The sequence below is a fragment of the Pseudonocardia abyssalis genome (assembly GCF_019263705.2).
In the GTDB taxonomy this organism is placed as follows: Bacteria; Actinomycetota; Actinomycetes; order Mycobacteriales; family Pseudonocardiaceae; genus Pseudonocardia; species Pseudonocardia abyssalis.
In genome coordinates this window covers 6,050,372-6,072,023 of the sequence record NZ_JADQDK010000001.1, presented here as the reverse complement: position 1 = coordinate 6,072,023, position 21,652 = coordinate 6,050,372, and the positions used below count along the sequence as shown (strand labels likewise).

Here is a 21,652-nt window from a genome sequence, read left to right as displayed (position 1 = left end):
CCGGCCGCGGCGGGCCGCGACCGGTGAGCGGTCCCCGCCATCGCGAGCGGTCCCCGCCATCGCGAGCGGTCGCCGCCACCGACAGCAGCGCAGACCGCGGAGGCCGTACATGACCACACAGCAGCAGGCCGGGATCCTCGTCGACCGGGTACGGCTCGGCGACGGGGACGACGAGATGGGCCTGGTCACCCTCAACCGGCCAGCCGAGATGAACCCGCTGGACTGGCCGACGGCGCTGGAGCTGGGCCGGGTGTTCGACGAGCTGGCCGGCGACGACCGTGTCCGGGTCGTTGCGGTGACCGGCGCCGGGCGGGCGTTCTCCGCGGGTGGGGACATGAAGAAGTACCGGGAACTGCAGCGTGACCCGGCCGCGTTTCCCCAGTTCCTGAGCGACGCCACTGAGGTGTTCGCCCGGATAGGCCAGTACCCGAAACCGTTCGTCGCCCTGGTCAACGGCGTCGCCGTGGCCGGCGGGATCGAGCTGCTGCTGTCCTGCGATCTCGCCATCGCCTCCACCTCGGCCAGGATCGGCGACGCGCACCTCACGTTCGGCCAGATGGGTGGGGGCGGGGTGCTCACGTTGCTGCCGCGCGCGGTCGGCCCGGCCAGGGCGCGCGAGCTCATCCTGTCCGGTCGGCTGCTCTGGCCCCAGGAGGCCCTGGACTGGGGGCTGGTGTCGAAGGTGGTGCCCGACGAGGAACTCGTCGCAGCGGGAACCGCATTCGCCGCGGAGGTGGCGAAGAAGTCGCCGCTGGCGGTGGGCAACGCCAAGCGGGTGCTCAACGCCGCCCTATGGGACGGCACCGGCGTGGCCGCCGGAATACGCCTGGAGCGTGAGGTCACCAGCCGCTACTGCCTGACCAGCCACGACGCCGAGGAGGGCCTGGTCGCCTTCGCCGAGAAGCGCCGGCCATCCTTCACCGGGCGCTGAGGAGGACCGCCGTGCCGACCCCCGAGCGCCCCGGGCCGCCCCCGCCGAACACCGACGTCGACAGCGAGCCGCATTGGGCGAACCTGCGCGCGCACCGCCTGGCGCTGCAGGCCTGCGCAGCGTGCGACCGGCGCCGGTTCCCGCCCACGCCGGCGTGCCCGTACTGCGCGCACCCGGAATCGCGGTGGGAGGATGCGCCCGGCACCGGCACCGTCTACTCCTCGATCACGGTGCACCGGACCCTGGACCCGGCCTTCGCCGCCGAGGTGCCCTACTCCGTCGCCACCGTCGACCTCGACGGAGGCGGCCGCATGATCGCCAGGATGGCCGACGGGGTGCCCCTAGACGCCCGGGTCGTTCCCCACTTCGTCGATCACGAGGGGTGGACGGAGCTCCGCTTCACCGGCGTGGTCGGCTCGTGACGGACATCGGGGTGGGCGGCCACGCCCGGCCGCCGGGCCCTTCAGCCGCCGGGACCGGCTCCGGGACGGAACAGCCGCAGCAGGTTCGCCGCGACCGCGGCGGACGCCGCGTCGAAGTCCCGCTTGCGGCGGCCGCGGAACCACACCGGCACGTAGTTCATCGCCCCGTAGAGGTTGTGCATCGCCACGTCCTCGTCCACGTCGAACTCCCCGTCGGCGATGCCGCGGCGCACGACCGCCCGGAAGATCGCGTCGTGTCCCTCACGCAGCCGGCGGGTCCGCCGCCGGTAGGTTTCGGGCCAGTCCAGCGGCTGGAGGAACAGCCGGGCCATCTCCGGGCGGGTGCGCACGATCAGCTCGAGCTGTCGCGTGATCAGCAGGGTGAGCTGCTCGGTCGCGGTGCCCGGGTGTGCGACCACCAGGTCCCGCAGCTCGCCGTTGAGCGAGCTGCCGAGCTGCTCGAGGCAGGAGCTGACGAGCTCCTCCTTGCTCGGGAAGTAGTGGTAGAGCGACGCCTTGGTGAGGTCCAGCCGCTCGGCGATCTCGTCCAGGCTCAGGCCGTGGTACCCGCGCTCGGCGAGCACCACCGCCGCCGCGGCGAGGATGTCCTGGACCTTGCGGTCGCGCCGCCGCGCAACCCGCCCCCCCGTGGGCTGCTCCGCCGAGCCGACCGCCCCGCGCACACCTGTCATCGCCGCTCCGTCCCGTGATCGCCGGGTCGATGCTACCAGTCGGTCGATTACCGACGATCCTTCTATACTTCGACCGGATGGTTGACGATTCGCCGATCGGGCACCTACGGTCAGCACGACTGCAGGAGGCGACGATGACTGCTGTGACGGCCCGTGGACCGGGCACGAAGGTGACCGACCCGGCACAGGTGATCGCGTCGCTGCCGCCGGTCGACGTGCTGGCGCTCGGTGGCCTGGCCCTGGAGAACCGGCCGGCCACCCTCGTCCGGGCGGCCGTGCGGGCCGGGTTGCGGACACGGGTGCTCACCTCCAGCCCGGCGGCGTCCTGGGACGCGGATGTGCTGCTGGTCGCCGGGCTCGTGGAGCGGCTGAGAATCCCGCACGTCTCCCTTGGCGAGGCGGGTCTGGCCCCCGGCGTGCGCGCGGCCGCCGACGCCGGCGTGGTGTTCGAGGACCTAGACGAGGCGGTGCTGATAGGCAGCCTGATCGCTGCGGCCGAGGACTCCCCCTACCAGGTCCTGCACAAGCTCGGCGCCAACGACGTGCTCGACGACAACCCGCTGCTCGACACGCGCGACGGGCACCGCGTGGTGGCGGCCTGCCACCCCGATGTCGCGTTCCTGCACGCCCCGCTCGGCGACAGCGCGGGCAACCTCGCCTATCTCGGCAGCCGCTACGCCGATCTGCTGCTGGCTCGCGCGAGCACCCGGGTCTACGCCCAGGTCGACGCGATCGTGCCGACCTCGGTCGTCCGCCGGGTCGGCATCGGCGTACCGGGTCACCTCGTCGACGGCATCGTCGCGGCCCCGTTTGCAGCGCACCCCACGGCGAGCGGAGGGTGCTACAGCGCGGACGTGCGCCATCTCGCGGAGTACGTGCGGGCCGTGCGGACCGGGGCGGCTCAGGAGTACCTGCAGCGCTACTGCCGGGCGGAGCGGCCAGCGGAGTACGCCGAGCTGATCGGCCACCCGCACCTGCGCACACTCGAGACGGAGGCACTCGCGTGAACCTGGGATCCAGGGAACGGATGGCCGTCCTGCTGGCCCGCGAGCTGCGTGACGGGTGGACCGTAGGGACGGGCGTCCGCTCGCTGGTGCCGGCGGCGGCCTGCCTGCTGGCCCAGGCCACGCACGCCCCGGACCTCACCGTGCTGGCCGGAGGCATCTACACCAACCCCCGGCGGCTGGTGGCGCTCGCCGCCGGACTCGACTGCCGCCCCGAGGCCACCGGCGACTTCGTCGACGTCTACCAGACCACGGAGCGGGGCATCGACGCGATCTTCCACAGCGGCCTGCAGATCGACCGGTTCGGCAACGTCAACCTGCACTGGGTGGACCGCCCTCAGGGACGGCTGCGGGGGCCGGGAGTCGCCAACACCTCCTTCGGCCACACCGCGGGACGCATCCTGCTCTGGCTGGAGCGCCACGACCCGCGAGTGCTCGTCGAGCACGTCGACTTCGTCTCGATCGCCGGCCTGCGCATCCGCAGGCGCACCCGTGCCGAGCTGGGCATGCCCAACCTCGGGCCCGCCGTGCTCGTCACGCCGTCGGTGCTCTTCGCCCCCGACGGGGGCGAACTGCTGGCACGCAGCACCCACGGCACCCGGGACTGGGCCGCGGTCCGACGCGACACCGGCTGGCCGCTCCCCGACCAACCTCCGCCCTGCACCCCCGAGCCGACGCCCGAGGAGATCTCGGTGCTGCGCTCGGTCGTCGACCCCGGTGGGTTGCTGCGGGAGGCCGCCTCGTGATCTACCTGGAGCACGAGGCGAAGTCGGTGCTGGCCGCGGCGGGGCTGCCCGTGCCGGTGGGCAGGCTCTGCACCGGCAAGGCCGTGCCGCTGGTCGGGGAGACCGGCCCGTGGTACGTCAAGGCGCAGGTGCCCTACGGCGGACGCGGCAAGGGCGGGCTGGTCCGCCGGGCCGACGACGAGGCCGGGCTGCTGGCTGCGGGCGAGGCGATCCGGCAGGTGGCACCCGAGGCCGACCAGCTGGTGGAGCTGGCCGTCCCGACCCGGTCCGAGCGCTACGTCGCGATCGGGTTGGACACCGCGGCCGGGCGGCCCTACGCGGTGTTCGGCGCGCGGGGCGGGATCGAGATCGAGTCGGGCGACCCCGCCCTCTTGGCCCGGACCGACATCTCGATGGCCCGGGGGGTCCGGGCGGAGGACGGGGCCGAGCTGGCGCACCGGGTCGGCCTGCCGGCCGACGAGGCGGCTGCCGCCGGGGCGCTGCTCGTCCGGCTGTGGGACCTGTTCCGACGCCACCAGGGAGAGTTGCTGGAGATCAACCCGTTGATCTGGGACGGGGCGCGGTTCGTGCTCGCCGACGCGAAGCTGCGTACCTTCGAGCACGAGGCCGAGGACGGCACGGTCTACTTCCCGCGCCCCGGCCCGGTCGCCGTGCTCAGTGGAGGCGCCGGGCTGGGCATGGCGGTGGCGGACATGCTGCACCATCTCGGCACCCCACCGGCCAACTTCGCCGACATCGTCGGCGGGGTCACCACGCAACGGCTGACCCACGTCGCCCGGCAGGTCCTGCACCGGTGCCGCGACGACGACGTCGCGGCGGTCCTGATCGTGCTGTCCGTGTCGCTGACCCCGCTCGGCGGCGTGTTGAGCGTGATCCGTGACGTGATCGTCGAGGTCGGCCTCGACGTCCCCGCCGTCGCCTACTTCGGAAGCGGGGCGGCTCGTTCGGACACCGGGGACCTGCTGGGCGAGCTGGCCGGGCTCGGCGTCGACGTGCGGCCCGAACTGGAACAGGCGATCTCCCGTGCAGCCGAGCTGGCTGGCGCGGCAACACGTCCGGACACGGAGGCAGCGTCATGAGCATCCTCGCCGACCGCAGCACCCGCGTTCTGGTCCAGGGCGCCACGGGCTCCGCCGGACGGCGCCAGCTGCGGGCTCTCGCCGAGTTCGGTACCCCCGCGGTCGCCGGCGTGACGCCCGGCCGCGGCGGCACGACTGTCGACGACGTCGCGATCTTCGACACGGTCGCGGAGGCCGTCGCGGCCACCGGCGCGACCGCCTCGATCGTGCACGTCCCCCCGCGCGACCGAGCGGCGACCGGCGCCGCGCTGGAGGCCATCGAGGCCGGCCTGGACCCGGTCGTACTCGTGACGGAGGGGGTTCCGGTCCACGAGACCCTCGAGATCGTCGAACACGCGCGCGCAGCCGGAACGACCCTGGTCGGGCCCAACTGTGTCGGCGCGATCATTCCCGAGTCCGCCCTGCTCGGCATGCTGCCCCCGGGCTGCACCACACCCGGCCGGGTCGGGCTGATCTCCAAGAGCGGCAGCCTGGCGATCGAGATGCTGCGGGCGCTGACCGGTGCGGGCATCGGCCAGTCCACGGCGGTGTCGATCGGCGGAGACCCGGTTCTCGGCACGAGCCAGGCTCGCTACCTGGAGCTGTTCGAGGCCGACCCGGACACCGATGCGGTACTGGTGCTCGGCGAGATCGGCGGGACCATGGAGGCCGCCGCGGCGGAGCAGGTGACGCGGATGCGGACCCCGGTGGTGGCGTTCATCGCCGGCCGTACGGCACCGCCGGGCCGGCGGATGGGGCACCTCGGCGCCCTGAGTTCGTCGGGCGCGGACTCCGCGGCCGGCAAGGAGTCAGCGCTCGCCGAGGCCGGTGCGGTGGTGGTCCCCACCCTGTGGGCGGCCCGCGACGCGCTGCGGGAGCTGACCCGTGGCTGATCTCGAGGTCGAGGTCGTCGGCGGCACCCACTGGGTGCGGCTGAACCGGCCACAGGTGCTCAACGCCATCACGACCGCGCTCAAGGACGAGTTGCTCGCCGCGCTGGAGCGGGCTGAGGACGATCCGGGTGCGGCCTGCCTGGTGCTGACCGGTACCGGTCGGGCGTTCTGTGCCGGGGCGGACACCCGCGAGCTGGCCGCCGCGGGCGAGGTCGAGAACCTCCTGACCTCCGTGGCCCGGGTGGAGCGCACCCAACGGCTGGTCGAACGGATGCGCCGCAGCCGCCTTGCGACGGTCGCCGCGGTCAACGGGATCGCCGCCGGCGGTGGGGTCTCCCTGGCCCTGGCCTGCGACATCGTGGTAGCGGCGGGGTCGGCCCGGTTCGCCCTGCTGTTCGGGGCGAGGGGCCTCGTCCCCGACGCCGGTCTCACCCGCCACCTCGTGGAGTCGATCGGCAGGCGTCGTGCGCTGGCGCTCGCCCTCACCTGCGCCGACCTGGACGCCGACGAGGCCCTGCGCTGCGGGCTCGTCGATGCGGTCACCTCCGACGACGAGCTGGTGAGCAGGGTGACCGAGCTCGCCGCTGATCTCGTCGGTCGCGGGGCGCACACGATCGCCCTCACCAAGCGGGCGTTCGCCGCCCCGCAGCACTCCGACCTCTCCCTCGAAGCGCTTACACAGGCGGTGGCGCTGCAGGGCGCGGCGACCCCCGGCACCCGAACCGCCCCGGCGAAAGGACGATCATGACCCGGTCACCCTCCCCCGGCCGCAGGCTCCGCCTGCCCGCGGTCCTGCTCACCATGGCGTTGCTGCTCGCGGGATGCGGCGGCGGAGCCGCCCCCGGCGCGGCCGGCGGCCCGTTGCGGATCGCGAGTGCCAGCTCGAGCCTCAGCGCCGGACCGCTCCTGGCGGCGATGGCCCTGGACACCTTCGCCCAAGCCGGCATCGCCTACGAGTACACCGACTTCGCCGGGAACAGCCCCAACACCATCGCCGCGCTGAGCGCCGGTGCCGCCGATGTCGCGCTGGTCGGCGCGGCGTCGGGATGGGACGCCCTGCAGGAGGGAGCGCCCCTCGTCGTCGTCGCCGCGATCGCCGGGAACACCAGCGAGCTCGGCATGCGCACCGACGTGGCGCAGCGCCTCGGGATCACCGAGACCTCGCCGATCGAGCAGCGGGTGCAGGCGCTGCGCGGGCTGACGATCGCCACCGCACGGACCGGGTCGGCCAACTACCAGATGCTGCGCTCCCTGTTCACCCTCTACGGCCTCAACCCCGACACCGACGCGACCATCGTCCCGTCCGAGCCGACCGCGATCGTCGCCGGGCTCCAGAACGACGGGATCGACGCCGCCTTCTACGGGACCGGGGTGATGCAGACCAACTACGCGGACGGCACCGCCGTCCCCATGGTCAACCTGCCTCGCGGTGACGTCCCGGAGCTCGAGGACATCGTGTTCGCCACGGCGTTGGTGCGCACCGAGACACTCGAGAACGACCCCGCCCGGGTGGAGCAGTTCGTCACCGCGCTGCGGGCGGCGGGCACCGCCATCACCGACCGGGGCGAGGAGACCCGCGCCGCGGTGAAGGACAGGTACTTCCCCGACCTTCCCGACGAGGTCTACCGGCTGTCCTGGGATCAGGTCGCACCGGCCTGGATCCTCGACGGCGCCCTGAGTCCCCAGCAGCTCACCGCATCGCTGGAATTCCAGACCCAGACCACAGGGAAGCCCTACGACGGGATCGGCTTCGAGGACGACGTCGCGCCGATCGCCCGCTCGTGAGCGGCGGCACCGTGACCGCGACACGTGCGGAACTCGTCGGTCTCGACGGCGTGAGCGTCCGCTTCGGCGACACCGAGGTCCTCGCGCCCACCTCGATCCAGGTGCGCGAGCGTGAGTTCGTCACGCTGTTCGGTCCGAGCGGATGCGGGAAGTCGACCCTCCTCAACATCGTCGCGGGGTTGCTCGTCCCCAGCTCGGGTCAGGTGCGGTTCGACGGGAAGGCGATCTCGGGGATCAACACCCGGATCGGCTACATGACCCAGGACGACACCCTGCTGCCCTGGCGTACGGTCCGGGCGAACGTGGCGATGCCGCTGCGGATGCGCGGCGTCCCGCGCCCCGAGATCGCCGACCGGGTCCAGACCTACCTACGGCTGCTCGACCTCGAGCACGCCGCGGACCGGTACCCGGCCCAGCTGTCGGGTGGTATGAAGCGGCGAGCCCTGCTGGCCCGCAGCATGATCTACGAGCCTCGGATGCTGCTGATGGACGAGCCCTTCGCCGCCGTCGACGCGAGGCTGCGGGAAGGACTGCACGACGAGGTGCGTCGGGCGGTGGAGCAGGCGGACCAGACCGTGTTGTTCGTGACCCACGACGTCGCCGAGGCCGCGCTGCTCTCGGACCGCGTCCTGGTGCTCGGACACCGACCCGGCCGCGTGGTCGCCGAGCTGACCATGCCCTTCGGAGCGAATCGCGACCTCCGTCGGCTGCGGCTCAGCGAGGAGTACCTCGCAGCCCAGCTGGCCGTGCGCCGCGCCCTGGACACCGCGGAGGAGGACGATGACTGACACCATGAACGGTCGCGCCCGTGCTGTGGCGACCAAGCCGGTACTAGCATCGGGGATCCGGGACCGGGTGGCCCGCCACCTGTTGCAGGCGGCGATCCTGGTCGCCTTCCTGCTGCTGTGGCAGTACGCCTCGGGACGCTGGGTCGCGCCACTGTTCATCAGCTCCCCGGTCGCGGTGTGGGACACTGTCGTCCGCTGGATCGCGGACGGCACGCTCCTCCACCACGCGGTCGCCACGTTCCGGGTCGCGGTGGCCGGTTTCCTGATCGGCGGGCTGTCCGCGGTGGTGTTCGGTTACCTGCTCGGCGTCTCGCGGTTCTGGGCGGGGGTGGCGGAGCCGTTCATCACCGCGCTGTACGCGCTGCCCAAGGTGGCGATCATCCCGCTGCTGATCATCTGGGTGGGCGTCGGTGCGGGGCTGTCGCTGGTCGTCTGCGCGCTGATCGTGTTCCTGCTGCTGTTCTACAACACCTTCTACGGCATCCGGGAGGTCAAGCCTGCCCTGATCGACGGGGTGCGCATCATGGGCGGCGGCTGGGCGGACGTGGCGTTCAAGGTACGGCTGCCCTCGGCCTTCGTGTGGATCGTCGCGGGAATGCGGATCTCGGTACCGCAGGCTCTGGTCGGCGTGGTCACCGCGGAGATCCTGGCCGGCAACCGCGGCCTCGGCTACCTGGTGAGCTTCAACGCGGGCCAGTTCAACACCGCAGGCACCCTGGCCGCGGTGGCGACGCTGCTGCTGATCGGGCTGGGGCTCGACCGGGTGGTCGCGCTGGCCACCCGGAGCGCGCTCGCCTGGCAGCACGGCGGGGGCCGGTGAGCGTGCCGGCCGGCGTCGGTCACCGGCCTGCGCTCGCGCGCCTGCTCGCACCGGCGTCGGTCGCGGTCGTCGGGGCGTCGGAGGGTCTCGGTGGCTTCACCGGGTCCTGCGTGCACAACCTGCTGCGCTACGGGTTCACCGGCCGGATCCACCCGGTCAACCCGCGGCGCGCCGAGGTGCTCGGCCTCACCTGCCACCCGAGCCTGGCCGAGGTGCCCGGTCCGGTCGACTCCGCCGTGCTGCTCGTCGGTGCCGACCGGGTGCTGCCGGTGCTGGAGGACTGCGTCGCCGCCGGGATCGACAACGTGATCGTCGCCGCGTCGGGTTTCGGCGAGGGCGGGGCGGGACCGGCCGGCCTGGCCCGACGACGGGCACTCGACGCCTTCCTGGACCGGCACCGGATCACCCTGCTGGGACCGAGCACCACGGGTGTCGTCAACCTGTTCGACCGCTACGTTCCGCGCGCGGCCACAAACATGATCGGCCCGGACGGCGTGGTGCCTGGACCGGTGGCGGTCGTCTCGCAGAGCGGCGCGTCGAGCAACATCGTGTTCAACCGCGCGCAGGATCACGGGCTCGCCGTGGGCCTCGCCGTCGCCACCGGGCTTCAGGCCACCCTCACGACCTGGGACGTCGTCGAGCACCTGGCCACCGACGACCGGGTCAGGGTGCTGGCACTGATCGTCGAGGAGCTCGGCCCCGCGGCGGCGTGGCGGCCGCGGGTCCACGCGGCGGCCGCGGCCGGCCAGCAGGTCGTCCTGTGCCGGGTCGGCACCTCCGATCGCGGGGCCGCTGCCGCGGCGTCGCACACGGGAGCGGTCGCCGGGCACTGGCGCTCGCAGCGCGCGGCGCTGCGTGACGCCGGGGTGCTGGTCGTGGACGATCTCGACCAGCTGTGGGAGGTTGCCGCGCTGTGCGTCGCATGGGGCACGGCGTCCGCACCGGCACGCCTGGGCGTCGTCGCGCTGTCCGGCGGCGAGGGCGCGCTGATTAGCGACCAGGCCACCGCGGCCGGGATCGCCATGCCCGACCCGTCCGACGCCTTCGTCGGACTGGTCGGGAAGCATCTCACCCTGACCCGGGGCGCCAACCCCTTCGATCCGTCCGGGGAGATCCTCGGCAAGCCCGACCTACTGGTCCCGATGCTGGAGCAGTTCTTCGACGACCCGGCTTTCGACCGGGTGCTTCTCGCCTGGCACGTGCTCGACCAGAACGTCCTTCCCGCCCAGCAGGAGGCGCTCGACGACCTGTTCGCGCGCTACCGGCACCGGCTCGTGGTCACCGCGTGGCCGCTGTCGACCCTGGACGGGTGGCACCGGCTCGCCGGACCGGGCGCCCCACCGCTGCTGCCCGGCTCGCACCGAGCCATCGCGGCGCTCGCCCGCTGGTCCGGATCCGCGCCCATCATGGCGGTGGCACCGGCGGTGACGGCACCGGTCACGCTCCCGGCCCGGCTCGGCACCGGCTACCACGAGGTCCGGGAGCTGCTGGCGGGTCTCGGCGTCCCCTTCGGCCCGGCGCGTCGGGCCGAAGGGGAGGACGCCGCCGCGGCGGCGGCGGCGGCGATCGGTCCACCGGTCGTGCTCAAGTCCGACGTCGACTCGATCACCCACAAGTCGGCCGCCGGCCTCGTCGAGCTCGGCCTGGTCGCCGACGACCAGGTGCGGGCCGCGTGGCGCAGGCTGCACGCGGCGACCGCGTCGGCCACGGTCATCGTCGAGGCACAGCTCACCGGGGAACTGCAGGTGTTCCTGGGTGCCCGGCGAGACCTGGACGCCGGCTCGGTGCTGCTCTTCGGCTCCGGCGGTTCGGCAGTGGAGTACCTCGACGACATCGGGTTGGTTCCGGCCGGCGCCGACCCACGCCGCGCGATCGCGGCCAGCCGGGTCGGTCGCTTCCTCGCCGACCGCACGCCCGCCGTCACCGACGCACTGGCCGACATGCTGGCCGCGCTGGGCGGCGTCGTGACCGACCCGCGGATCGCCGCCGTCGAGGTCAACCCGGTGATGGTCGACCTCCGGCGGGGTACCGCGCTGGCCGTCGACGCACGGATCGAGCTCAGCTCGGACTGAGCCGCGCAGCGGTCACGTCCCCTGCCCGAAACGTGGCGGCCGCTTCTCGACGAACGCCGCGATCCCCTCCCTGGCGTCGGCGGTGCCGAAGAGCCGGTCGATCCCGGACGCCTCGGCGCGCATCCCGGCTCGCCGGCCGCCGTCGAGATGGGCCAGCACGCACGCCTTGAGCTCCCGCAGCGCCGGACGGGCCCCCGCCGCGAGGCCTGCCGCGTAGTCCACGGCCTCCGCCACCAGCCGATCGACCGGGTGCACGCTGTTGACCAGGCCCAACGCCAACGCCTCGGCGGCGGCGAGCTGGCGTCCGGTGTAGAGCAGGTCCAACGCCCTGCCCTTGCCCACGACCTCCACGAGCCGCTGCGTGCCGCCCGCCCCGGGGAGCAGCCCGAGCTTCACCTCGGGGAGCCCGATCCGCGCCTGCTCCGCGAGCATGCGGAGGTCGCACGCCAGTGCCAGTTCCATGCCGCCGCCCATGGCGTGGCCGTTGACCGCGGCGATGGTCGGCAGCGGGATGGCCTCGATGTCGTCCATCGCCCGTTGGATGCCGCTGATGAACCGGGGCATCTCGTCCGCGTCGAGCGCGTTCATCATCTTGATGTCGGCCCCCGCGACGAACCGCGGCCCGGCCCCGGTGATGACGAGCGCGCCCACCTCGTCGCGGGCCGCCGTCCGGGTCGCCGCCAGCGAGATCTCCTGGACGAGCGCGAGGTCCAGCGCGTTCGCCGGCGGCCGGTCCACGGTCAGCAGGCCGACCCCGCGGTCGACCTCGATCCGGACGTGCTGGAACTCGGTCTCGGTCATCCCGTCGCCTCCGTCGTGGTCGGGTCGGTCGCGGCTCGGCGGGCGCCGAGCACCCGGTCCAGCCAGGCCACCAGGTCGGCGACCACCTCGGCCCGGTTGGTCTCGTTCAGGATCTCGTGCCGGCCGCCCTCGTAGGTGACGACCGTGACCTCGGTGAGCCCGGCCGCACGGTAGCGCTCGACGAGCAGGTTCAGCAGGGCGAGCCCGGCGTTGATCGGGTCCTGGTCACCGGCGACCACGTAGAGCGGCAGGTCCGTGCGGATCCCGCCCAGCCGCTGCGGGTCGGCCAGTTGGGTGCCGGACCCGAACATGAGCTTGGACGAGGGGATGTCGGTGCCGAAGCCACAGGCCGGGTCGGCGACGTAGGCGTCCACGACCGCCTCGTCGCGGCTGAGCCAGTCGGACTCGGTGCGGGCCGGCTCGAACGCGGCGTTGAACCCGGCGAGCTCCAGCGGCTGGTCCAGGTCGATGGCCGCGGCCAGCTGGTCCAACGCGGTGGTCCCGGACAGCACGACCGCGTCGACGCGGTCGCTGTGGTCGAGCAGGTACTGCTGGGTGGCCAGCGAACCCATGCTGTGCCCGAGCAGCACGACGGGCAGCCCCGGGTGGGTCTCGTGGACCTTCTCCACCAGCGCGCCGACGTCCCCGACCAGGCGGTTCCAGCCGTCCTCCCCGAAGTCCCCGAACCGGGACGGGTCGCCGGCGGTGGCACCGTGGCCGCGGTGGTCGTTGGCGTAGACCACGAAGCCGGCCTCGTTCAGGGCAGCCGCGGTCTCCGCGTAGCGGCGCGCGTGCTCGCCCAGGCCGTGCGCGATCTGGACGACGCCGCGCGGGGCGCCCACCGGGTCCCACCGGTAGACCACCACCCGGGTGCCGTCCCGGGACACCAGCTCCGAGGTGTGGGCCTGCTCGACGGTGCTCATCCGGATCCTCCTCAACGAGGTCGTGCACAGTGGGTCGCGCCTAGTGACGCGGTCGCCGGGAGACGCTAACGTACCGGGTGATCCTTATCAGGAAAACAGCGAGGTTTTCAGATGGCAGCCCTTCGGGAGCGGCTCACCCCGGAACAGACCGACTTCGTCAAGGCGGTGGATGCATTCTGCGAGCGGGAGTGCCCGCCGCACAAGCTGCGCGAGATCACCGCGGGCGGCACCGTCGCGCACGACGACACGCTCTACCGGAAGCTGGCCGCCACCGGTTGGCTCGGGTTGACCATCCCCGAGGAGTACGGCGGCTCGGGCGGCGAGCTGTCCGACGTCGCGCTGCTCACCGAACGCCTGTCCTACCATCGCCTGCCGGTCACCGGGTACCTCACCACGGTCATCACCGCCCAGGCGCTGATCAGGTTCGGTACCGAGGAGCAGAAGCAGCGCGTGCTCCCCGGGGTGGCCCGGGGTGACGTGCTGTCCATCGCGATCACCGAGCCGGACACCGGATCGGACGCCGCGGCGGTGCGCACGCACGCCCGCCGCGACGGCGACGGCTGGCGGATCAACGGCGAGAAGATCTACACCAGCAACGCCAACCACGCGCGCTGGGTCCTGGTGGTCACGCGCACCAACCCGGACGCGTCCAAGCACCGCGGCATCTCGCTGTTCCTGGTGCCGATGGACCGGGTCGACGTGACCAAGCTGGACATGCTCGGGCACATCGACACCACCATCACCCGCTACGCGGACGTCCGGGCCACCGACGCCGACATCGTCGGCGGGATCGACTCGGGGTGGCAGGCGCTGGTCCAGGGGCTCAACAGCGAGCGGATGATCATCGGTGCGGAGGCGGTCGGGGTCGGCCAGCGCGCGTTCGACGACGTGCTGCGCTATGTGAAGGACCGCCACCAGTTCGGGCAGCCGATCGGCCGGTTCCAGGCGCTGCAGCACGGGCTCGCCGAGACGGCCACCAAGCTGCTCGCCGCGCGGCTGCTGGTCCGGCACGTCGCCGAACTGCTCGACGAGGGCGACCCGGCCCCGGCCGAGGCCTCGATGGCGAAGCTGTTCGCCACCGAGACGGCCAAGGAAGCCGCCCTGCAGGGCATGCAGTTCATGGGCGGGATGGGCTACAGCATGGAGAGCGACATGCAGTCCTACGTCCGCGACAGCCTCGTCATGACCATCTTCGGCGGCACGTCGCAGATCCAGAAGAACATCATCGCCGGGCAGCTCGGCCTCAACGACTGACCAGCCCGCACCACCACCGGGGAGCACCATGACCGACGAGCTCAGCGACCGACTCGACGAGCTGGCCGCCCGCGACGACACCTGGGTCACCCGCGAGGTGCTGCAGCGCTACGTCGACCAGGGCGCCTGGACCGAGCAGAGTTTCGTGCACGACCTCGAGCGGCACGCGGCCGAGCGGCCGGACTCCCTGGCGATCATCGACGAGGATGGCCGGCGCACCAGCTACGGCGAGTACGAGCAGCGGACCCGGCGGTTGGCGAGCTCGCTGCTGGGTCTCGGCCTGCGGCCCGGCGACCGGCTCGCGATGCAGCTGCCGAATTCGAGCGAGTTCTGCCTGACGTTGATGGCCTGTGCCCGGGTCCGGATCATCCCGGTGTTCCTGCACGTCGTCTACGACGAGCACGACCTCGACTACGTGCTGAACCTGACGGAGGCCCGCGCGCTGGTCGTCCCCGCCTCGTTCAACGGGCGCGACTTCGTCCCGCTGGCCCGCACGATGTGCGAGCGGATCGCCGTGCTGGAGCACATCGTGGTGGTCGGCGGTGACGGCGGCGACGGGCTGCTCTCCTTCGAGGACATGGCCGCGGCGCAGCCGGCGCAGGACATCGAAGCACTGCGCCCCACCGGCGCCGACCCGTTCTTCATCATGTTCACCTCCGGCACCACCGGGCGGCCGAAGGCGGAGCTGCACACCCACGCCAACAACCTGTTCTGGATCCAGAGCTTCGAGCAGGGCCAGCAGTTCCCCCGCGACGCACAGTGGATCATCGTCACGCCCATCGCGCATCTGACCGGGCTGGGCCTGGGCGTGCTCTCGGCGCTGCGCCGTGGAGCGGCGTTCACGCTGCTGACCGGCTGGGACGTGGGCAGGTGCGTCGAGCTCCTCGAACGCGACAAGCCGACCTACCTGCTCGGGGCGGCGCCGATGCTCATCGACCTCGCCCGCTTCCCCGACCTCGGCTCCCGCGAGGTGCGGAGCCTGCGCGGCATCTGCTACGCGGGCGCCCCCTGTCCGGCCGAGACCCTCAACGCGCTCAACGCCCAGCTGGGTGCCGAGATCGCCGCGTTCTACGGCTACACCGAGGCCGGCGTCACCTTCATGACCCGGCCCGGCGACCCGATCTCGGTCACCAGCCGCAGCATCGGCTCGGTGCTCGACGGGGTCGAGATGCGACTGGTCGACGACGAGGGCGACGACGTCGAGCCGCCCGGCGAGGGCGAGCTCTGGTCGCGCGGGCCGAACTTCGTGGTGGGCTACTACGGCCAGCCGGAGACGACCGCGCGGATGTTCGACGCCGACGGCTGGTTCCGTTCCGCCGACATCGTCCGCATCGACACCGACGGCTACGGCTACTTCGTGTCGCGCCGCGACGACCTGATCAACCGGGGCGGGTACAAGATCGACCCGCGGGAGATCGAGGAGCTGCTCTACACCCACCCCCGGGTCGGCCAGGCCGCGGTGGTCGCCATGCCCGACGAGCGGCTCGGTCAGCGGGCCGCCGTCTTCGTCGTCCCCGCGACCCCGGGCGACGAGGTCGCACTGGCCGATCTGACCACCTTCCTCGAGGAGAAGGGGTTGAGCCGCACCAAGTGGCCGGAGGCCGTGGAGCTGGTCGAGTCCTTCCCGATGACCAGCACCGGCAAGTTCATGCGGTACTCGCTGCGCGAACGGGCCGAGCAGCTGCGTCCGCAGCGATGACGCCGGTCCCGCCGTGATCGACCTGCGGGAGTTCGTCCGTCCCGGGGACACCGTGGCCTGGGGGCAGGCGGGCGCCGAGCCGCGGGCGTTGATCGGTGCGCTGCTGCTCCAGGCAGCGGGGCTGGGCGGGGTCACCGCGTTCGTGGGGATGACCTTCGACGACCGGCTCGCCGCGGCGCCCGGCGTGGCACTGCGCTCCTACGGCGCCCTCGGCGTGCTCTCGGGCGGGCCGGTGGAGGTGCTGCGCTGCCACATGTCGTCGCTCCCCGGACTCATCCGGTCCGGCCGCCAGCCGGTGGACGTGGCGTTCTGCCAGGTCTCACCGGCCGACGCGGACGGTTACCACGGTCTCGGGGTGAGCGTGGACTACCTCATGGCGGCGGTCGGGACCGCGCGGGTGGTGCTGGCCGAGGTCGACCCGTCGGTGCCGGTGACGCACGGGCCGGGTCGGGTGCACGGCTCGGTGTTCGCCGCCACGGTGACCACGGACCGCGGGCCGACGCCGGTCCCCGATCGGCCGGGAGGCGAGATCGAGGCCCGGATCGCCGCGCACGTCGCGGCGCTGGTGCCGGACGGGGCGGTGCTGCAGCTGGGCGTCGGCGGGCTGGCCACCGCGGTCGCGGGCGCGTTGCGGGGCCACCGCGGGCTGCGCGTGCACAGCGGGCTGGTCGGGGACTGGCTGGTCGATCTGGACGAGTGCGGGGCGCTGGTCACCGGCGACGGGCCGCCGGCCGTCGTGGCGGGCACGGCGCTGGGCACCGACCGGCTCTACCGCCACCTCGACCGCAACCCCCGCGTCGAGATGCGCCCGGTCGAGCAGATCCACCCGCCCGCGGTCACCGCCGCGATACCCGGGTTCGTCGCGGTGAACCAGGCGCTGCAGGTCGACCTCGACGGGCAGGTCGGCGCCGAGTCGGTGGCCGGCCGGTACCTCGGGGCGGTCGGCGGCCAGGTCGACTTCCTGCGCGGAGCCGCGATGTCGGCGGGCGGGCTCGGGATCGTGGCCGTGCCGTCGGTGACCACCCGCGGCGCGTCCCGGATCGTCGAGCGGCTCGACGGCCCCGTCACCACGTCGGCCACGGACGTCGGGTGGGTGGTCACCGAGCACGGTGCCGTCGACCTGCGCGGCCTCAGCCGCGGCGAACGGGCCCGCGCCCTGCGTACCGTCGCCGACCCGTCCCACCGGCCCCACCTCGGTGGGGTGGTGTCCACCCATTGCCCCACCACGGCCACTACCTCATAATTCTTATGATGAACGGAGGCATGCGATGGCAACAGTCATCTCTCCTTCCCGCTCCGCGAGGACGCGGGCGTCACGCGCATGGACGAGCTCACCGACGGCGGTGTGCCGGTGATGACGTCCGTGGACGACGAGGTTCGCCGCACGACCGTCGGCGCGATCTGCGCCGGTGTCGATGTCCACCCCGCCACGGAGGGATCCGCATGACCACCCCGCTCGACCAGCTGACCGACGCCCAGGCCGACCTGGTCGCCCGTGCCCGCACGATCGCCCAGAACGAGCTGCGACCCCGCGCCGCGGAGTGGGACCGGCGCGCGGAGTTCCCCGAGGAGCAGTTCGACCTCCTGCGCAGGGCCGGCCTGACCGGGCTCACGGTCCCCGTCGAGTACGGCGGCCAGGGCCTGGGGACCTTCGAGGCCTGCCTGGTGCTGGAGGAACTGTCCGCGGGCTGCCTGGCCAGCGCGATGACGATCCAGATGCAGGTGAACGGGCCGCCCCGGGTGATCGCCCGGATCGGCACCGACAAGCAGCGCAAGGAGTACCTGCCACGGGTCGCGGACGGTTCGGTGTGCTTCTCGATCGCCATGACCGAGCCCCAGGCCGGCTCCGACGGCACCGCCCTGCAGACCACGCTCAGCCCGAACGGCGACGGGTTCCTGCTCAACGGCGAGAAGTGCCACATCACCGGTGCGCTGCGTTCGGATGCCTTCCTCGTCTTCTGCCGGGCGCCGGACACCGCCGGCCCCGACGGCATCGGCGCGGTCCTGATCGACCGCGACGTGGAGGGCCTCGCCCCGATCGAGACCGAGCCCAAGATGGGCGGCCGCGCCATCGCCGAGGGCATCATGCGCTTCACCGACGTCCCGGTGCGCGCCGACCAGGTCGTGCTCGAACCGAGGAAGGGCTCCCGGGACGGGGCCAGGTTCCTCATCCGCCAGTTCAACCCGGAACGCTGCGGCAACGCGGCGATGTCGCTGGGCCTCGCCCGCAGCGCGCTGGACGACGCGGTCGCCTACGTCAAGCAGCGCGAGCAGTTCGGCCGCCCCATCGTGGAGTTCCAGGGCCTGCAGTGGAAGATCGCCGACATGGCCACCGCCATCGACGCGGCCCGGCTGCTGCTCTGGCGCGCGGCCCGCACCGACGTCGAGGGCTTCCCCGGCATCCGGGAGACCGCGATGGCGAAGCTCGCCGCGAACGAGGCGGCCCTCATGGTCACCACCGAGGCGCTGCAACTGCTCGGTCACAAGGGCTACCTCACCCGGTACCCGATGGAACGCTACGTGCGCGACGCGTTCGGCCTGGGCATCGGCGGCGGCACCACCGCGGTCCTGCGCAACATGATCGCGGGCGAGGTCACCGGCGTGCGCGTCAGCCAGCGGAAGTCCTGATGGACCTGGCGCTGTCCGCCGAGGCGGCATTCTACCGCGAGGAGCTGCGGTCGTGGGTCGAGGAGCACCTGCCGGCGCAGTGGCGTGACGTGCCCGTCGGCACCGGCGACGACGCGGCGTACGTCGCGATGCGCCGCGAGTGGGGGCGCATGCTGCACCGCGGCGGCTGGCTGGCGCCGCACTGGCCGGTCGCCCACGGCGGGCGCGGGCTCGGCGTCGACGCCCAGCTGGCGTTCCTCGACGTGCTGGTCGCGGCGGGTGCCCCCGAGCAGATGAACACCAACGGGATGGGCATCTTCGCGCCGGCCCTGATGGCGTTCGGCACCGAGGCTCAGCAGGACCGCTACCTCGGCCCGATGCTGGCCCACGACGACATCTGGTGCCAGGGCTTCTCCGAGCCCGGGGCCGGGTCCGACCTGGCCGGGCTGGCCACCCGGGCGGTTCCCGACGGCGACCGGTTCGTCGTCTCCGGGCAGAAGGTGTGGACCTCCTACGCCCTGTTCGCGCAGCGCTGCTACCTCATGGTCCGGGTCGCCGGGGTGCCGGACGGCGTCACGATGGTGGTGCTGCACCTGGACCGGCCGGGAGTCACCGTCCGGCCGCTGCGGAACATCACCGGTACCAGCGAGTTCTGCGAGGTCTTCCTCGACGAGGTCACGGTCGACGCCGACGACGTCGTGGGCGGGATCGGCGACGGGTGGCGGGTGGCCACGTACGCGCTCGCCCGGGAGCGTTCGACCGGGCTGGCCCAGCGGGCCCTGCAACTGTCCCGCGAGCTGGTGCTGATGAACGCCCGGCTGCACCGCGACGGCCACGCCGACGACGTCCTGGTCGAGGCGTTCGTGCGCAGCCGCGCGGTGGACAGCACCGTGCGCCGGGTCCTCGCGACGACCGCCGACGGGGGTGAGCCGGGGATGCTCGCACCGGTGGCCAAGCTGCTGTGGAGCGAGGGCCACCAGGCCCAGCTCGCCACCCTGGTCGAGGCGGCGGGCCCGGAGCTCACCGGCGCCGGGGACGGCTGGTCGGACTGGCTGCGGGCGCTGCTGTTCAGCCGGGCGGAGACGATCTACGGCGGTACGTCGGAGATCCAGCGCAACCTGATCGCGAAGTCGCTCGGGCTACCGAGCGACCGCGGCTGACCGGACAAGGAGCGGGATGGACCACCGGATCGACGACGAGACGGCGGTGCTGCGCGCGGCGCTGCTGGAGTTCCTGCGCGAGCGGATGCCCGACCCCGGTGCGGAACCCGGGCCGGCGGCGCGGCTGGACGCCTGGCGGGAGCTGGTCGAATCGGAGTGGCTGGAGCACTTCTCCTCCGCGGACCGGGCCGACCCGGCCGTGCGGGTCGCGGCGCTGCACGTGGCGGAGGCCTTCGGAGCGGCGCCGGTCACCGGGCCGGTCGACGTGGTCGCCGGCTACCTGCTGCCGCTGGCCCTGACTACCGCCTGGACCGCCGGGCTCGACCGGCTGCGCGACGGGTCGCTGGTCACCGCGCTCGTCCCCGGCATCGACGCGTCCGGCCCGGACGCCGTCCCGCGCCGCCGGGCCGTCCGGCCGGCCGCGGCGCCCGACGCGCACGGGATACGGGTCAGCGGCGTGCTGCCGCGGGTGGCCTGCGCCGCGGGCGCCGCGGCGGTCGTCGTCGCGGTGCAGCTCGACGGGCGTCCCGCGCTGGCGATCGTCGAGCTCGACCGGGCCGGCGTGATTGTCGGTGAGCCGTCCGGTGTGGACCTGCGCCGGCCGGTGGCCGACGTGACCCTCGACGCCGTCGCGGTCGACGCCGCCTCGATCCACGCCCCTCCCGACCTGCTCGAGCGCGAGGACGCCTGCGCGGCCGGGCACAGCCTGTTCCTCGACGCCGAGGCCGTCGGCGGCGGCACGGAGGTGATCGCCCGCACCGTGGCCTACTGCACCGACCGGGTCCAGTTCGGACGCCCGATCGGTTCCTTCCAAGCCGTCCGGCACCGGCTGGCCGACGTGACCGTGCAGGTCGAGGGCGCCCGCTCGCTCGCCTACCGGGCGGCGTGGGACCTCGCCGCGGCCGAGCGCGACGCGCCCGCCGACGTGGTCGCCAGCCGGTTGTGGTCGTCGCGCGCCTACCTCGCGGCCGGCGAGGCGGCGGTGCAGTGCCACGGCGGCGCGGGCTTCACGTGGGAGCAGGGCGTGCACGTATTCCACCGCGCCGCCCTCGCCGGGCGCGGCGGGGCCGACCTCGCCGCGGCCCGTGGCGCGCTCGCGGCACACCTGCGGGCGCTCGCCGACCCGACCCCGGGCGCCGGGCGCGCGGCCGAACCCGTCGGGGCGACGGGAGGGGCGCACCGATGAGCGAGCGGGTCGTGCTGGTCGACCGACCGGAGCCGGGCGTCGCGGTGATCACCCTGAACCGGCCGGCCGTGCGCAACGCGGTCGGATGGCAGTCGTGGGAGGAGCTGGGGCCCGCGGTGGCCGAGGTGGCGGCCGACGACGGCTGCCGCGCGGTGGTGCTCACCGGATCGGGCGGGTCGTTCTGCGCCGGCGGGGACGTCAAGTCCTCCCCGTCGCGCGGCACCGGGCTCGGGGCGCCCGCGGCGCGGCTGCTCGTCGGGCAGCGGGTGCTGGAGGACCTGCTCCGGCTGCCCAAACCGGTGCTCGCCGCCGTCGAGGGCCCGGCCATGGGCATCGGCTGGAGCCTGGCGCTGGCCTGTGACGTCGTCGTCGCGGCCAGGGACGCGGTGTTCGGCGCGCCGTTCGTGCTGCGCGGGCTGGTGCCCGACGGCGGTGCGGCCTGGTTCCTGACCCGGGCGCTCGGCCGCCAACGGGCGTTGGCCCTGCTGCTCACCGGCGGCCGGATGACCGCGGCGGAGGCCGCCGCGGCGGGCCTCGTCGCGCACCAGGCGTCGCCGGGTGCCGCGCTCACCGACGCCGTCGCGATGGCCGTGGCCATGGCCCGCGGGCCGGCCGAGGCGCTGCGCCTGACCAAGGGGATGGTCCGCGCCGCCGACGACCTGCCGCTGGAGCGCTTCCTCGAGGTCGAGTGGCTCTCGGCGACGCTCGACATCACCGGTCCCGACGCCGCGGAGGGTCGCGCGTCCTTCGTCGAGAAGCGCGAACCCGACTTCTCCGCCGTCCGCGAGAGCCCGCTGTAGCACCTGCCGCG

The 21,652-nt window shown here is 73.2% G+C and carries 22 protein-coding genes; 19 read left to right on the top strand and 3 right to left on the bottom strand.

What is annotated here, in order from left to right; all coding sequences use genetic code 11:
- Nucleotides 1–109 precede the first annotated feature (109 nt).
- A complete protein-coding gene (locus I4I81_RS29930) occupies nt 110–931 on the top strand; it encodes an enoyl-CoA hydratase/isomerase family protein (RefSeq protein WP_218616482.1) in 822 nt (273 codons plus the stop codon).
- 11 nt (nt 932–942) lie between these two features.
- The gene (locus tag I4I81_RS29925; protein WP_218616481.1) at nt 943–1,353 is read left to right on the top strand and encodes a Zn-ribbon domain-containing OB-fold protein; all 411 of its coding nucleotides are present in this window, start codon (nt 943–945) and stop codon (nt 1,351–1,353) included.
- 41 nt (nt 1,354–1,394) lie between these two features.
- Here the strand turns inward: I4I81_RS29925 and I4I81_RS29920 are convergent, their stop codons facing one another.
- Nucleotides 1,395–2,045, bottom strand: a complete 651-nt coding sequence (locus tag I4I81_RS29920; RefSeq protein WP_218600720.1) for a TetR/AcrR family transcriptional regulator — start codon at nt 2,043–2,045, stop codon at nt 1,395–1,397.
- 134 nt (nt 2,046–2,179) lie between these two features.
- On the opposite strand from I4I81_RS29920, the gene I4I81_RS29915 reads away from it, so the two are divergent.
- Genes I4I81_RS29915 through I4I81_RS29875 form a run of 9 tightly spaced genes read left to right on the top strand, consistent with a single transcriptional unit; the run spans nt 2,180 to nt 11,211 of the window.
- Nucleotides 2,180–3,052: a CoA-transferase gene (locus tag I4I81_RS29915; protein ID WP_218600719.1), complete on the top strand. Its 873-nt coding sequence runs from the start codon at nt 2,180–2,182 to the stop codon at nt 3,050–3,052.
- Nucleotides 3,049–3,795, top strand: coding sequence for a hypothetical protein (locus I4I81_RS29910; RefSeq protein ID WP_218600718.1), 747 nt, complete (start codon nt 3,049–3,051; stop codon nt 3,793–3,795). The genes I4I81_RS29915 and I4I81_RS29910 overlap by 4 nt, the downstream gene beginning before the upstream one ends.
- Entirely contained in the window at nt 3,792–4,874 is a 1,083-nt protein-coding gene (locus I4I81_RS29905) for an ATP-grasp domain-containing protein (RefSeq protein WP_218600717.1), read from the top strand. Before I4I81_RS29910 ends, I4I81_RS29905 begins: the two co-directional genes overlap by 4 nt.
- A complete protein-coding gene (locus tag I4I81_RS29900; RefSeq protein WP_218600716.1) occupies nt 4,871–5,746 on the top strand; it encodes a succinate--CoA ligase subunit alpha in 876 nt (291 codons plus the stop codon). The genes I4I81_RS29905 and I4I81_RS29900 overlap by 4 nt, the downstream gene beginning before the upstream one ends.
- On the top strand, nt 5,739–6,494 hold the full coding sequence (locus I4I81_RS29895; protein ID WP_218600715.1) for an enoyl-CoA hydratase/isomerase family protein: 756 nt from the start codon (nt 5,739–5,741) through the stop codon (nt 6,492–6,494). The genes I4I81_RS29900 and I4I81_RS29895 overlap by 8 nt, the downstream gene beginning before the upstream one ends.
- Entirely contained in the window at nt 6,491–7,531 is a 1,041-nt protein-coding gene (locus I4I81_RS29890) for an ABC transporter substrate-binding protein (protein ID WP_218600714.1), read from the top strand. Before I4I81_RS29895 ends, I4I81_RS29890 begins: the two co-directional genes overlap by 4 nt.
- A gap of 11 nt (nt 7,532–7,542) precedes the next feature.
- Nucleotides 7,543–8,319 carry an ABC transporter ATP-binding protein gene (locus tag I4I81_RS29885; protein ID WP_218600713.1) on the top strand — a complete coding sequence of 259 codons (777 nt, stop codon included), beginning with the start codon at nt 7,543–7,545 and terminating at the stop codon, nt 8,317–8,319.
- Nucleotides 8,312–9,139 carry an ABC transporter permease gene (locus tag I4I81_RS29880; protein ID WP_218600712.1) on the top strand — a complete coding sequence of 276 codons (828 nt, stop codon included), beginning with the start codon at nt 8,312–8,314 and terminating at the stop codon, nt 9,137–9,139. The genes I4I81_RS29885 and I4I81_RS29880 overlap by 8 nt, the downstream gene beginning before the upstream one ends.
- Entirely contained in the window at nt 9,136–11,211 is a 2,076-nt protein-coding gene (locus I4I81_RS29875) for an acetate--CoA ligase family protein (RefSeq protein ID WP_218600711.1), read from the top strand. The genes I4I81_RS29880 and I4I81_RS29875 overlap by 4 nt, the downstream gene beginning before the upstream one ends.
- A 12-nt stretch (nt 11,212–11,223) precedes the next feature.
- On the opposite strand, the gene I4I81_RS29870 is transcribed toward I4I81_RS29875, so the two are convergent.
- The gene (locus I4I81_RS29870) at nt 11,224–12,012 is read right to left on the bottom strand and encodes an enoyl-CoA hydratase/isomerase family protein (RefSeq protein WP_218600710.1); all 789 of its coding nucleotides are present in this window, start codon (nt 12,010–12,012) and stop codon (nt 11,224–11,226) included.
- Complete coding sequence (locus I4I81_RS29865; protein WP_218600709.1) at nt 12,009–12,935, bottom strand: alpha/beta hydrolase; 927 nt, start codon at nt 12,933–12,935, stop codon at nt 12,009–12,011. Before I4I81_RS29865 ends, I4I81_RS29870 begins: the two co-directional genes overlap by 4 nt.
- Before the next feature lie 111 nt (nt 12,936–13,046).
- On the opposite strand from I4I81_RS29865, the gene I4I81_RS29860 reads away from it, so the two are divergent.
- From I4I81_RS29860 to I4I81_RS29830, 8 genes are all read left to right on the top strand, one after another.
- A complete protein-coding gene (locus I4I81_RS29860) occupies nt 13,047–14,189 on the top strand; it encodes an acyl-CoA dehydrogenase family protein (protein WP_218600708.1) in 1,143 nt (380 codons plus the stop codon).
- Nucleotides 14,190–14,217: 28 nt separating this feature from the next.
- On the top strand, nt 14,218–15,888 hold the full coding sequence (locus I4I81_RS29855; RefSeq protein WP_218600707.1) for a class I adenylate-forming enzyme family protein: 1,671 nt from the start codon (nt 14,218–14,220) through the stop codon (nt 15,886–15,888).
- Between the two features lie 13 nt (nt 15,889–15,901).
- Nucleotides 15,902–17,131 (top strand): acetyl-CoA hydrolase/transferase family protein, encoded by a 1,230-nt coding sequence (locus I4I81_RS29850; RefSeq protein WP_218600706.1) that lies wholly within the window; start codon nt 15,902–15,904, stop codon nt 17,129–17,131.
- 78 nt (nt 17,132–17,209) lie between these two features.
- Nucleotides 17,210–17,335, top strand: coding sequence for a hypothetical protein (locus I4I81_RS31315; RefSeq protein ID WP_267461536.1), 126 nt, complete (start codon nt 17,210–17,212; stop codon nt 17,333–17,335).
- On the top strand, nt 17,332–18,516 hold the full coding sequence (locus I4I81_RS29845; protein ID WP_218600705.1) for an acyl-CoA dehydrogenase family protein: 1,185 nt from the start codon (nt 17,332–17,334) through the stop codon (nt 18,514–18,516). Before I4I81_RS31315 ends, I4I81_RS29845 begins: the two co-directional genes overlap by 4 nt.
- Nucleotides 18,516–19,655, top strand: coding sequence for an acyl-CoA dehydrogenase family protein (locus I4I81_RS29840; protein WP_218600704.1), 1,140 nt, complete (start codon nt 18,516–18,518; stop codon nt 19,653–19,655). Before I4I81_RS29845 ends, I4I81_RS29840 begins: the two co-directional genes overlap by 1 nt.
- A 16-nt stretch (nt 19,656–19,671) precedes the next feature.
- On the top strand, nt 19,672–20,841 hold the full coding sequence (locus I4I81_RS29835; RefSeq protein ID WP_218600703.1) for an acyl-CoA dehydrogenase family protein: 1,170 nt from the start codon (nt 19,672–19,674) through the stop codon (nt 20,839–20,841).
- Nucleotides 20,838–21,641 (top strand): enoyl-CoA hydratase/isomerase family protein, encoded by an 804-nt coding sequence (locus tag I4I81_RS29830; protein ID WP_218600702.1) that lies wholly within the window; start codon nt 20,838–20,840, stop codon nt 21,639–21,641. Before I4I81_RS29835 ends, I4I81_RS29830 begins: the two co-directional genes overlap by 4 nt.
- Nucleotides 21,642–21,652 lie beyond the last annotated feature (11 nt).